General features: G+C 71.5%; 11 protein-coding genes. 10 read left to right on the plus strand and 1 reads right to left on the minus strand.

The features are described 5' to 3' along the window. Nucleotides 1-117 precede the first annotated feature (117 nt). From ACFZCY_RS37075 to ACFZCY_RS37115, 9 genes are all read left to right on the plus strand, one after another. Nucleotides 118-2,040 (plus strand): beta-L-arabinofuranosidase domain-containing protein, encoded by a 1,923-nt coding sequence (locus tag ACFZCY_RS37075; RefSeq protein ID WP_391183638.1) that lies wholly within the window; start codon nucleotides 118-120, stop codon nucleotides 2,038-2,040. Between the two features lie 94 nt (nucleotides 2,041-2,134). Further along, entirely contained in the window at nucleotides 2,135-2,380 is a 246-nt protein-coding gene (locus tag ACFZCY_RS37080) for a hypothetical protein (RefSeq protein WP_391183640.1), read from the plus strand. 137 nt (nucleotides 2,381-2,517) lie between these two features. Next, nucleotides 2,518-3,312 (plus strand): transporter substrate-binding domain-containing protein, encoded by a 795-nt coding sequence (locus tag ACFZCY_RS37085; RefSeq protein WP_391183643.1) that lies wholly within the window; start codon nucleotides 2,518-2,520, stop codon nucleotides 3,310-3,312. Nucleotides 3,313-3,321: 9 nt separating this feature from the next. Further along, nucleotides 3,322-4,101, plus strand: a complete 780-nt coding sequence (locus ACFZCY_RS37090) for an ABC transporter permease subunit (protein WP_391183688.1) — start codon at nucleotides 3,322-3,324, stop codon at nucleotides 4,099-4,101. Between the two features lie 6 nt (nucleotides 4,102-4,107). Then, complete coding sequence (locus ACFZCY_RS37095) at nucleotides 4,108-4,890, plus strand: ATP-binding cassette domain-containing protein (protein ID WP_391183647.1); 783 nt, start codon at nucleotides 4,108-4,110, stop codon at nucleotides 4,888-4,890. Nucleotides 4,891-5,044: 154 nt separating this feature from the next. Continuing rightward, nucleotides 5,045-5,899: a hypothetical protein gene (locus ACFZCY_RS37100; protein WP_391183649.1), complete on the plus strand. Its 855-nt coding sequence runs from the start codon at nucleotides 5,045-5,047 to the stop codon at nucleotides 5,897-5,899. A gap of 142 nt (nucleotides 5,900-6,041) precedes the next feature. After that, nucleotides 6,042-7,085, plus strand: a complete 1,044-nt coding sequence (locus tag ACFZCY_RS37105) for a substrate-binding domain-containing protein (RefSeq protein ID WP_391183652.1) — start codon at nucleotides 6,042-6,044, stop codon at nucleotides 7,083-7,085. A gap of 118 nt (nucleotides 7,086-7,203) precedes the next feature. Continuing rightward, entirely contained in the window at nucleotides 7,204-8,172 is a 969-nt protein-coding gene (locus ACFZCY_RS37110) for an alpha/beta fold hydrolase (RefSeq protein WP_391183655.1), read from the plus strand. Between the two features lie 97 nt (nucleotides 8,173-8,269). Further along, nucleotides 8,270-9,409: a CoA transferase gene (locus tag ACFZCY_RS37115; protein WP_391183658.1), complete on the plus strand. Its 1,140-nt coding sequence runs from the start codon at nucleotides 8,270-8,272 to the stop codon at nucleotides 9,407-9,409. A 29-nt stretch (nucleotides 9,410-9,438) separates the two neighbouring features. Here the strand turns inward: ACFZCY_RS37115 and ACFZCY_RS37120 are convergent, their stop codons facing one another. Further along, nucleotides 9,439-11,259 carry an ABC transporter transmembrane domain-containing protein gene (locus ACFZCY_RS37120; protein WP_391183661.1) on the minus strand — a complete coding sequence of 607 codons (1,821 nt, stop codon included), beginning with the start codon at nucleotides 11,257-11,259 and terminating at the stop codon, nucleotides 9,439-9,441. 92 nt (nucleotides 11,260-11,351) lie between these two features. Between ACFZCY_RS37120 and ACFZCY_RS37125 the strand changes: the two genes are divergently transcribed. Further along, on the plus strand, nucleotides 11,352-11,789 hold the full coding sequence (locus ACFZCY_RS37125; protein WP_391183664.1) for a MarR family transcriptional regulator: 438 nt from the start codon (nucleotides 11,352-11,354) through the stop codon (nucleotides 11,787-11,789). Nucleotides 11,790-11,886 lie beyond the last annotated feature (97 nt).

Genomic DNA, 11,886 nt, shown 5'->3' on the forward strand with positions numbered 1-11,886 from the left:
GTCGCCCCTCCTGACTCCGGCGCCGAAGTGCAGTGGAATGGGCCACATGGCGCGTGCGGCTCGCCACGCCGTGGAAGGCATGGCCGCCACGGAACGTACGGGGTAAGGGGTAGGCAGATGTCCACAGGACCGATCCGGCTCTCGCACGATGCGCACACCGCTCTCCGGCCGCCCGTCACGGCCCGGATCACCGGAGGGTTCTGGGCCGCGAAGCGGCGGATCAACGCCGAGGTCAGTGTTCCGCAGGGGCCGGGGAGACTGGAGGAGGCGGGCAATCTGGCCAATCTGCGGGCCGCCGCGGGGACGGCGGAGGAGGGGTTCACGGGGGACTTCCCGTTCCAGGACTCCGATGTGCACAAGTGGCTGGAGGCCGCGTCCTGGCAGCTCGCCGGCGAGCCCGGCGGACCGGCCGCGGAGGAACTGGCCGGGCAGGTGGCGCGACTGGCGGCCCTGGTGTCGGACGCTCAGGACGCGGACGGCTATCTGCAGACGTACTACCAGGCCGGACCGGGCGCCCGGCGGTGGACCGAGCTGCACTGGGGGCACGAGCTGTACTGCGCGGGCCATCTCCTCCAGGCCGCCGTCGCGCACCGGCGGGCCACCGGCGAGGACGGGCTGCTCGATGTGGCGGTGCGGTGCGCCGACCACATCGACGCGGTCTTCGGCCCGGGCAAGGCCGTGGACGCGGTGTGCGGGCACCCGGAGATCGAGACGGCGCTGGTCGAGCTGTACCGGGAGACCGGCGAGCGGCGCTATCTCGATCTGGCCCGGTATTTCGTGGACCGGCGCGGTGCGGGAACCCTGGGCGACGGCGGTGCCACGGGGCCGCGCCCCGGGGCGCCCTACTGGCAGGACCACGTCCCGGTGCGGGACGCGACGGCGGTCGCCGGACACGCGGTCCGCCAGCTGTATCTGCTGGCCGGGGCCGCGGACCTGGCGGCCGAGACCGGCGACCGGGAGCTGCGGGAGGCGCTGGTGCGGCTGTGGGAGGACATGGCCGCCACCAAGACCCATCTGACGGGCGGGGTGGGTTCACGGCACGACCTGGAGTCCTTCGGCGACCGTTACGAACTCCCGCCGGACCGGGCGTACGCGGAGACCTGTGCCGCCATCGCCTCGATCCAGTTCAGCTGGCGGATGGCGCTGCTCACGGGGGACGCCCGCTACAGCGATCTGATCGAGCGGACCCTGTTCAACGGCTTCGCGTCCGGCGTCTCCCTGGACGGCGAGCGCTGGCTGTATGTGAATCCGCTCCAGGTCCGGGACGGCCGTACGGAGTCGCACAGCGACCAGGAGGCCCGGCGGACGCCCTGGTTCCGCTGCGCCTGCTGCCCGCCCAATGTGATGCGGCTGCTGGCCTCGCTGCCGCACTACATGGCGAGCGGCGACGCCGGCGGCCTGCAGCTGCACCAGTACGCGTCGGGGGTGTACGCGGCCGGCGGCGGAACGGTGCGGGTGGGCACCGGCTACCCGTGGGAAGGCCGGATCGCGGTGGTCGTGGACGAGGCTCCCGCGCAAGCCGACTGGACGCTGTCGCTGCGCATCCCGCACTGGGCCGACCGGTACGAGGCGACGATCGGCGGCGAGACGGTGACGGAGCGCGCGGAGCGGGGCTGGCTGCGGCTGCGGCGCCGCTGGCGGCCGGGCGAGACCGTGGTCCTGACGCTGCCGCTGACACCCCGGCTGACCCGCCCCGACCCGCGGATGGACGCGGTGCGCGGCTGCGCCGCGATCGAGCACGGACCGCTGGTGTACTGCCTGGAGCAGCCGGATCAGCCCGCCGGGCTGCGGCTGGACGGCATCACGCTCGACACGGACACCGAGCTGGTCCCCGAGCACCGGCCGCGGCTGCTGGGCGGAGTGACCGTGATCATGGCCCGGGCGCTGCGCCGGGCGGCCCCGCCCGACGGCTGGTGGCCGTACCGGGACGCCGGGGGCGGCAGCGGTGGTGTGGACGACCCGGTGCGCGTCACCGCGATCCCCTATTACGCCTGGGCGAACCGGGAGGCCGGACCGATGCGCGTCTGGATCCCCGCGTAGCACCCACCGGAACTCGGCGGGCGTCCCGCACGTTCCTCGCTCCAGGAACACGCTTTCGTGCCCGAGCGGCACACCGGCGGACGGGAGGTGCCCCTTGAGCACCGGCTCCACAGACCGGGGGGACGAGGCGGACGACCGGGCCCGGGACGACTGGGACGACGTCGTTCTCGACGAGGACTTCGTCCGGGGCGCCGAGGTCACCGAGCCCGCCGCGCGCACGCGCATACTGACCGCGCGCTGGCGGCGGCGTGGGGCGCCCGAGCCCCAGCCCTGGCGGGCGGACGAGCCGCCGGCCGGCTGGTTCTTCAGCAAGCGCCGCAGGCGGCGACGGCGCCGCTAGGGCCTGGGTTCCCCGGCCGTTATGCGCTCGCAACGCACACGGCGGGGTCACGGCGGCACGGAGAGTGGCAGGATGCGGGCCGACGTACTGATCACGTGTCCCGTGGGGTCGTTCGCCGACCATGTCCCGGAGGTGCCGTGTCCGCTCGCTCCGCGCTGCCCGTCTTGGCCATTGCCGCCGCTGCCGCCCTGCTCATCGGCTGTACCAGCACAAAACCGTCGGACTCCGGCGGCCCGGACATCAGCCTGGTGACGTCCGGCAAGCTGACCACCTGCACCCATCTTCCCTATCCGCCCTTCCAGTCCCGGCAGGGCAAGAAGATCGTCGGCTTCGACGTGGATCTGGTCGATCTCGTCGCCGCGGAGCTGAAGGTGAAGCAGGAGATCGTGGACACACCCTTCGAGGGCATCCAGTCCGGTGAGGACCTCAACACCCGCACCTGCGATGTCGCCGCGGCCGGGATGACGATCAACGCCGTCCGCGAGAAGAACCTGGACTTCTCCCGCCCCTACTTCGACGCCACCCAGGCGCTGCTCACCCGGAAGGGCAAGCCGTACCGGAACCTCGGCGACCTCAAGGGCAAGCGGCTGGCGGTCCAGCAGGGCACCACCGGGGAGGCGTACGCCCAGAAGCGGGCCGTGGGCGCCACGCTGGTCCAGTTCGAGGACCTCGGGCTGCTGGTGTCCGCGGTCAAGACCGGACAGGTCGCGGCGGGCATCAACGACAACGGGGCGCTGTACGACTTCGTCAAGGACAACCCGGACACCGAGGTGACGGCCGAGTTCAGCACCGGGGAGAAGTACGGCATCGCCGTACGCACCGGCAACGACGCCCTGCGCAAGAAGATCAACCAGGTCCTCGAGGCCGCGAGGGGGGACGGCCGCTACGACGCGATCTACCGGAAGTGGTTCGGCACCGCGCCCAGGAAGTGAGCTGTGACCATGACCCGTCGGCAGCGGGCGCGGGCGATACGGGCGGTGCAGTACGCGGTGCTCGCCGCCGTAACTCTCGCCGTCGTCCTGGCCGCGGACTGGGGTGAACTGCGCCGCGCGTTCTTCGACGCGGACGTCGCCCGGTCCCTGTTCCCCGACATGATCACCACCGCCCTGGTCAACACCGTCGTCTACACCCTGCTCGGCTTCGGTTTCGGGCTCGTGGCCGGGCTGGTGCTCGCGCTGATGCGGCTGTCGCGGGTGACTCCGTACCGATGGCTGTCGGTGGCGTACATCGAGTTCTTCCGCGGCGTCCCGGCGCTGCTGGTGTTCATCGCGCTCGGCTTCGGGGTGCCGCTCGCCTTCCAGGTGGCGCTGGACCGCTATGTCACGGTCATGCTGGCGCTCGGTCTGGTCGGGGCCGCGTACATGGCGGAGACGATCCGCGCGGGCATCCGGGCCGTGCCCAAGGGGCAGATGGAGGCGGCGCGTTCGCTCGGCATGTCCCACGGCCGGGCGATGGTCTCGATCATCATTCCGCAGGCGTTCCGGATCGTGCTGCCGCCGCTGACCAACGAACTGATCCTGCTGACCAAGGACTCGTCCCTGGTCTATCTGCTCGGGCTCTCCCTGGATCAGTACGAACTGTCCAAGTTCGGCCGGGACGCGCTCAATCAGCACCGCAGTCTCACCCCGATCCTGGTCGCCGGGCTGTGCTACCTGCTCATCACCGTTCCACTGGGCCAGCTGGTCCGGTGGCTGGAGGCCCGTACCGCGAAGGCGAGGTGAGGACCCGTGATCCGGATCCGGGGGCTGCGCAAGTCCTTCGGCGGGCTGGAGGTGCTGAAGGGCATCGACCTCGGCGTGGAGCGGGGCGAGGTGGTCTGTGTCATCGGGCCGTCCGGCTCCGGCAAGTCGACCCTGCTGCGCTGTGTGAACCTGCTGGAGGAGCCGACGGCGGGCTCGGTGACCGTGGGCGGGGCCGAGGTCACCGACCCGGATGTGGACATCGACCGGGTGCGGCGGCGGATCGGCATGGTGTTCCAGGCGTTCAACCTCTTCCCGCATCTGACCGCGCTGGAGAACCTGACCATCGCGCAGCGGCGGGTGCTGCGCCGCGACAAGGCCGAGGCGGTGCGGATCGGCCGGGACACGCTGCGCCGGGTGGGCCTGACCGGCAAGGAGGCCGCCTATCCGGCGCAGTTGTCGGGCGGGCAGCAGCAGCGGGTGGCGATCGCGCGGGCGCTGGCGATGGATCCGGAGCTGATGCTGTTCGACGAGCCGACCTCGGCCCTCGACCCCGAGCTGGTCGGGGATGTGCTCGCCGTGATGCGGGCGCTGGCCGACGAGGGGATGACGATGCTGGTCGTCACGCATGAGATGAGCTTCGCGCGGGAGGTCACCGACCGGGTGGTGTTCATGGACGACGGGGTGATCGTGGAGGAGGGCGGTCCGGAGCAAGTGGTGGCCGCGCCACGGCATCCGCGGACCCGGGCGTTCCTCACCCGGGTGCTGGACCCGGCCGCGGCCCGGGTGGTCCCGGACGACGGCTCGCGGGAGGCCCGTACCGGCCGCTGAGCGCACGGCGGTTTGTCAGTCCGCGCGCATTCGGCAGGGGGCGGCAACCTTCCGGGCCGCGGGGGCCACTGGAGGGTGCGGGCGGCGTCCCCGTACGGCCACTCCCCGGGGGGTGCGCCGCCCGCACCCGTTCCCCACACGGAAGAGAGCCGCCATGCGCGTACGAAGATTCCGCGGGTTACGCGCCCTCCTGACCGCCGCGGCGGCCGGGGCGCTGTCCCTCATCGGATTCACCGCACCCGCCGACGCCGCCGGGACGGGCGCGTCGGACACCTGGAATCCGCCGAGCAATCTCGTCCAGCCGCTGAACGAGGTCTGGAGGCACGTCGAGTCCACCTATCCCGACCTGTACGGCTTCAAGAACTACGGCTGGGATCAGGTGATGGCCAACAAAGGCAGCCTGAACTACTGCGTCCGCTGGGAATCCGACCAGCCGGTCACGGCGCAGATGCGCGACCAGATCCATACCGCGCTCAAGCGCCAGTCGAAGAAGTGGATCGACTCGGTCGCGGGATTCGAGAACTTCCCGTACAAGGAGGTCCCGGTCAAGGTCGTCGGCTGGGCGGTCAAGAACCGCTCCACGCTGCAGTGGAGTGATAACTCGGTCGACGTCTACACCGGTCTGGACGGCGGCGGCGCCCCGCAGTGCTCCCCGGACTGCGGCCGCTTCTTCCACCAGGACGGCAACTACTCCAAGTGCCCCGGTGGCGCGGCGCGCCACTACGACCAGTCGCTGTGGCTGACCAAGGGCTTCGGCGGCGGCGCGGGCGGTGACTGGGGGCAGCGCATCGGCAGCGAGTACATGCTGGGCGCGCTGAACCAGGACAACATCCACATCCTGCTGCACGAGATCGGGCACACCTACGGTCTGGACGACTTCTACGACTGGACCCCGACCGGGGTGGGCGGTTTCCTCATGCAGGCGGGAACCGCCGACCACATCACCGAATTCGACAAGTGGATGTACCGGGACTTCTGGCGCCATCTGAAGAACCGCTACGGCCTGTGACCGTGAACGGCTGAAGGGTCGGCGCGGTGCCGCCGCCTCAATTCCCGGGTCTTCCCGTCGGAGTTGAGGCGGCCTTACTGTAGTAACCGGTTTCTGCCCGGTCGGTGTCGCGCTTGGGCGGGTTCGGGAAGGGGGTATCTCGATGGCGCGTTCCCCGGGGTCGACGGGTCCGACGCTGGCGGTCGTCGCCCGCGAGGCAGGGGTTTCGGTGCCGACCGCTTCGAAGGTGGTCAACGGCCGCGAGGATGTGGCGCCCGACACGCGTCGCCGGGTCAGCGAGGTCCTGGACCGTCTGGGGTACGTCCGCAAACCGCGTCTGGAGGCGCCCCGGCCGCCCGCCCTGGTCGATCTGGTGGTGCATTCACTGGACGGCGCGTGGTCGGGAGCGGTGCTGCACGGGGTGGAGGCGGCGGCGCACGACGCCGGCCTGGAGGTGGTGGTGTCGGCAGGGCTGCCGCGCACCCGCGACGGGCGGCCCGAGCGGGGCTGGCTGGACAAGCTGTGCGACCGGGGCAGTTCCGGGGTGCTGTTCCATCTCGCGGAGCTGACGCCCACCCAGTACGCCTGGCTCGATGAGCACCGGGTTCCGTTCGTGCTGATCGACCCCGGGCCGGTGCCGCCGCCGGGCGTACCGTCCGTGGGCGCCGCCGACTGGCAGGGCGGCGTGAGCGCGACCGAGCATCTGCTCGCGCTGGGGCACCGGCGGATCGCGGTGATCGGCGGGTACCGGCGGAAGGTGTGCAGCGGTGCGCGGGTGGCCGGGTTCCGCTCGGCGATGGCCGCTGCCGGGCTGCGGGTGCCGCTCGCGTACGTACGCTACGGCGACTTCCGGGAGGCCGGCGCGTACCAGCGGATGACGGAGCTGCTGGAGCTGCCCGAGCCGCCGACGGCGGTGTTCGTGTGCTCCGACCCGATGGCGCTCGGCGCGTACCGGGCGCTGCGGGAGCGGGGATTGCGGGTGCCGGAGGACGTCAGCGTAGTGGGCTTCGACGATCTGCCGCAGGCCCGCTGGACGACACCGGCGCTCACCACGGTCCGTCAGCCGCTGTCGGAGATGGCGGCGACGGCGCTGCGCACCCTGCTGCGGCTGAGGGCGGGTGAGGTCCCGGAGGGGATGCGGACCGAGCTGTCCACCCGGCTGATCGTCCGTTCCAGTACCGCTCCCCCGGCGCATATTTCCTCTTGACCGAGAAGTCGAACGCTGATCGGATGTCCGAACGATCCTTGACGTCCGAACCTGCTCCTCCCACGTTGTCCCTGGCCATCGCCCATCGCCATACCGATTCTCCGGAGGTCTTCGCCCCGTGTTCGTCGATATGCCCCTGGACCAGCTGCGCACGTACCGGCCCCCGCTGCCCGAGCCGGATGGCTTCGACGCCTTTTGGGAGCACACCCTCGCCGAGTCCCGCACCACGGAGCTGGACGCGGTCTTCACCGGGACCGACGCGGGCCTGGCCCGGCTGCACACCTACGATGTCGAGTTCTCCGGGTTCGGCGGGCACCGGATACGCGGCTGGCTGCTGGCCCCGCGCGAGGCGACGGGCCCGCTGCCATGCGTGGTGCAGTACATCGGCTACAACGGCGGCCGGGGCCTGCCGCACAACTGGCTGCTGTGGCCGTCGGTGGGCTACGCGGTCTTCGTCATGGACACCCGGGGCCAGGGCTGGGCCCAGCACTCCCCCGGTGCCACTCCCGATCCGGTCGGCGGCACCGGCCCCGAGGCGCCGGGCAAGATGACCCAGGGCATCCTCTCCCCGGACGACTACTACTACCGGCGGCTGTACACCGACGCCGTGCGCGCGGTGGAGGCCGCTCGCACGCATCCGCTGGTCGACCCGGACCGGATCGTCGTGAGCGGCGGCAGCCAGGGTGGTGGCATGGCCCTGGCGGCGGCCGGGCTGGTGCCGGATCTGACCGCGGCGCTGGTGGACGTGCCGTTCATGACGCACATCCGGCGGGCCGTCGAGATCACCGACGCCGATCCCTACGGCGAACTGGCCCGCTTCTGTGCCGGTCAGCGCGATCTCACCGAGCGGGTCTTCGCGACCCTCGACCATTTCGACGGCCTCAACTTCGCGGCCCGGGCCACCGCGCCCGCGCTCTTCTCGACCGCCCTGCGCGACGAGATCACCCCGACCTCGTGCGGCTTCGCCGCGTACCACCACTACGCGGGCGAGAAGGAGCTGAAGGTGTGGTCCTTCAACGGCCATGAGGGCGGGGGCACCCACCAGCAGGCCGAGCAGATCGCCTACCTGCGGAGGCTGCTCGGCTGAACCGGAAGCCGTCCGGCTGAACCCGGCGCGGTGAGCGGCGTTCGGCGGCCGCTCACTGCGGGGAAGACAGGAGCTATCCGTATCGAAGGAGTCGCCCATGCCCGCGCAGCCCCTGGACGGCATCACCGTCGTCGCCCTCGAACAGGCCGTCGCCGCCCCGTTCGCCTCCCGCCAGCTCGCCGACCTCGGCGCGCGGGTCATCAAGGTGGAGCGGCCGGGGCGGGGCGACTTCGCCCGGGAGTACGACCGTGAGGTCAAGGGCATGTCGGCGTACTTCGTCTGGGTCAACCGCGGCAAGGAGAGCGTCGTCCTCGATGTGAAGGACGGCGCGGACCGGGCCCTGCTCGACACCCTCCTGGCCCGCGCCGACGTGTTCGTGCACAATCTCGCGCCCGGGGCGGTGGACCGGCTCGGGCTCTCGGCGGACACGCTGCGGGCCGGGCATCCGCGCCTGATCAACTGCGCGATCACCGGATACGGCGACCGCGGGCCGTACCGGGACAAGAAGGCGTACGACCTGCTCGTCCAGTGTGAGGCGGGGCTGCTGTCGATCACCGGCAGCCCCGAGGAGCCCGCCCGTCCCGGCATCTCGATCGCCGATATCGCGGGCGGGATGTACGCGTACACCGGCATCCTCACCGCGCTGTACGAGCGGGAGCGCACCGGCGCGGGGACGGACCTGAGCGTCAGCCTCCTCGACGCGCTGGGCGAGTGGATGGGGCATCCGTACTTCGCGCAGGCCTACGGCGGAAGCGGGGTGGTGCGCAGCGGGGCCCGCCACCCGTCGATCTCCCCGTACGGGGCCTACGCTTGCGGCGACGGCGCCCAGGTGTTTCTGAGCGTGCAGAACGACCGCGAGTGGATCGCCCTGTGCGAACGCGTCGTGGGCCGCCCGGAGCTGGTCCGCGACGCGCGCTTCGCCGACAATCCGCTGCGCCGCACCCACGACGAGGAGCTGACGGCCGAGCTGGAGCGGTCCTTCGCGGGCCATACGGCCGACGGGCTGGTGGCCCTGCTGGACGGGGCGGGCATCGCCAATGCCCGGCTGCGGGATGTCGCGGGGCTGGCCGATCATCCGCAGCTGGCCGCCCGGGAGCGGTGGGGTGAGTTCGGCTCGCCCGTCGGGCCGCTGCGCGGTCTGCTGCCGCCGGTCGAGGTGGCGGGGCGTCAGGCCGCGCTGCGGCCGGTGCCCGCGCTGGGCGAGCACACGGAGGCGGTACGCGCCGAGTTCTCCTGACGCCCCGGCGCGGGCTTATGCGCCGGGGGCTATACGGCGGGGGCGACGGGCGACAGCTGGGTGTCGCGCCGCACCAGGGCGGCGTAGCGGCCGTCCTGGGCGAGCAGTTCCTCATGGGTGCCCTGCTCGGCGATGCGGCCGCCGTCGAGGACGACGATCCGGTCGGCGTCGCGCACGGTGGAGAGCCGGTGGGCGATGGTGATGGTGGTGCGGCCGACCGCGAGGCCGTCGATGGCCTTCTGCACGGCCTGCTCGGTGCGGGTGTCCAGGGCGCTGGTGGCCTCGTCGAGGATGAGGACGGGCGGGTCGCGCAGGATCGTCCGCGCTATGGCCAGCCGCTGCTTCTCACCGCCGGAGAAGCGGTACCCCCGCTCCCCCACCAGGGTGTCGTAGCCGTCCGGGAGGGCGGCGATGTGGTCGTGGATCTGGGCGGCCTCGGCCGCCGCGACGATCTCCGCGTGGGTGGCGTCGGGCTTGGCGAACCGCAGGTTGTCGGCGATCGAGGCGTGGAAGAGATAGGTCTCCTGGGAGACGACGCCGACCGCGCGGGCGAGGCTTTCGAAGTCGAGATCCCGCACGTCGACCCCGTCGATCAGCACCCGGCCGCCGGTCACGTCGTACAGCCGGGGCACCAGATAGCTGAGGGTCGTCTTGCCGGAGCCGGTCGAGCCGACGACGGCCAGGCTGCCGCCCGCCGGGACGGTCAGGTCGATATCGCGCAGGGTCCCCTGCGGCGAGGCCGGGTCCTGGGCGTCGTAGTCGAAGTCGACGCCGTCGAAACGGACTTCGCCGCGCACCGTCTGCAGCCGCACCGGCCGGGCGGGCTCGGTGATGTCGATCGGCAGGTCGAGGTACTCGAAGATGCGGGCGAAGAGCGCGAGGGAGGTCTGCATGTCCACCCCGGTGGAAAGCAGGCTGACGGTGGGCCGGAACAGCCCCTGCTGCAGCGAGACGAAGGCGACCAGGGTGCCGATGGAGACGGCCGGGCCCCCGGCCTGGAGGGCGATTCCGGCGGCCCAGTAGATGACGGCGGGCATGGCGGCCATCACGACGCCGATGGTGGACATCCGCCAGCGGCCGGCCATGCTGGCCCGCACCTCCAGGCCGACCAGGCGCTCGGACTCCCGGGTGAACTCCTGGGTCAGCGAGTCGGAGCGGCCCATGGTGCGGCCGAGCAGGATGCCGCTCACCGACAGGGACTCGGTGACCATCGCGGACATGGCCGCCATCTGCTTCTGGCGCTTCGAGGTGATCTTCTTGCGCTCGTTGCCGACCCGGCGGCTGATCCAGACGAACAGCGGCAGCAGGAGCAGCGAGACGACGGTCAGCCGCCAGTCGAGGGCGAGCATGGCGACGACCGTGGCCACGACGCTGGTGAGGTTGGAGACCAGCGAGGTGGCGGTGGAGGTGACGGTGGCCTGCATGCCGCCGATGTCGTTGGCGATCCGGGACTGCACCTCGCCGGTGCGGGTGCGGGTGAAGAAGGCGAGCGGCATGCGCTGCAGCCGGTCGTAGACGGCGGCGCGCAGGTCGTGCATGACGCGCTGGCCGACGGTGGTGGAGATGAGGGTCTGCAGGACGCCGAAGACGCTGTTGACGACGGCGGCGGCGATCATGCCGAGGGCGAGCAGGGTCAGCAGACCGGTGCGCCGCTCGGGAATGGCGTCGTCGAGGATCTCACGGAGCAGGAACGGCGAGGCGACCGAGACCAGCGCGGAGGCGCCGACCAGCAGGCCGACCAGGGCGAGCCGGCCGCGGTAGGGGCGGAAGAGCCGGAGGATGCGCCGCACTTGCGCGGGCCGCTCCGGTTCGGGGCTGGATGGGGGCGATGGCGGTGTGTCGTGATGCATGGGCTCCTTCTGATGGCAGGCGCCACGGACTTTCCGAGCATAGCTCACTGTTACCTATACTCACAATGAACAAGGTCCGATAGACTGCGATCATGCCCATCTCCGAGACATCCGGCCTCGCGGAGCAACTGCTGCGCCTGACCCGCCGACTGCAGCGTGCCCAGAAGCACCATATGGAGCCGCTGGGCATCACCCCGGCCCAGGCCCGGCTGCTGCGCACGGTGGCACACCACGACGGGCCGCCGCGGATGGCGGACCTCGCAGAGCGCCTGGAGGTGGTTCCGCGCGCGGTGACCTCGCTGGTGGACGCGCTGGAGGCGCACGGCTCGGTGCGCCGCGCGCCGGATCCGTCCAACCGCCGGGTGGTGCGGATCGAGCTGACCGAGGCCGGCCAGTCGACGCTGCGCGCCCTGCGCGACGCGCGCCGGGCGGCCGCCGAGGACGTCCTGGCCCCGCTGAACGACCAGGAGCGTGACGCCTTGGGCGGCCTGCTCGACACCCTCTCCGGTCCCCCCGGCAGCCGCTGCTGACGCGGGGGGTGCCTCTATGTCTTTCGTCAAGCGAGGCGTGGGGTTCGGGGTTCGTAGAAGGTGCCGTCGCGGAGCATGGCGAACAGCACGCTGATGC

Origin of the sequence: Streptomyces sp. NPDC007983, from assembly GCF_042958345.1 — a bacterium.
In the GTDB taxonomy this organism is placed as follows: Bacteria; Actinomycetota; Actinomycetes; order Streptomycetales; family Streptomycetaceae; genus Streptomyces.

Excerpts from the sequence above, each read along its gene's own strand:
- ACFZCY_RS37125 (WP_391183664.1), top strand. The coding sequence starts at position 11,352 with ATGCCCATCTCCGAGACATCCGGCCTCGCGGAGCAACTGCTGCGCCTG.
- ACFZCY_RS37075 (WP_391183638.1), top strand. The coding sequence starts at position 118 with ATGTCCACAGGACCGATCCGGCTCTCGCACGATGCGCACACCGCTCTC.
- ACFZCY_RS37090 (WP_391183688.1), top strand. The coding sequence starts at position 3,322 with ATGACCCGTCGGCAGCGGGCGCGGGCGATACGGGCGGTGCAGTACGCG.
- ACFZCY_RS37100 (WP_391183649.1), top strand. The coding sequence starts at position 5,045 with ATGCGCGTACGAAGATTCCGCGGGTTACGCGCCCTCCTGACCGCCGCG.
- ACFZCY_RS37120 (WP_391183661.1), bottom strand. The coding sequence starts at position 11,259 with ATGCATCACGACACACCGCCATCGCCCCCATCCAGCCCCGAACCGGAG.
- ACFZCY_RS37105 (WP_391183652.1), top strand. The coding sequence starts at position 6,042 with ATGGCGCGTTCCCCGGGGTCGACGGGTCCGACGCTGGCGGTCGTCGCC.
- ACFZCY_RS37115 (WP_391183658.1), top strand. The coding sequence starts at position 8,270 with ATGCCCGCGCAGCCCCTGGACGGCATCACCGTCGTCGCCCTCGAACAG.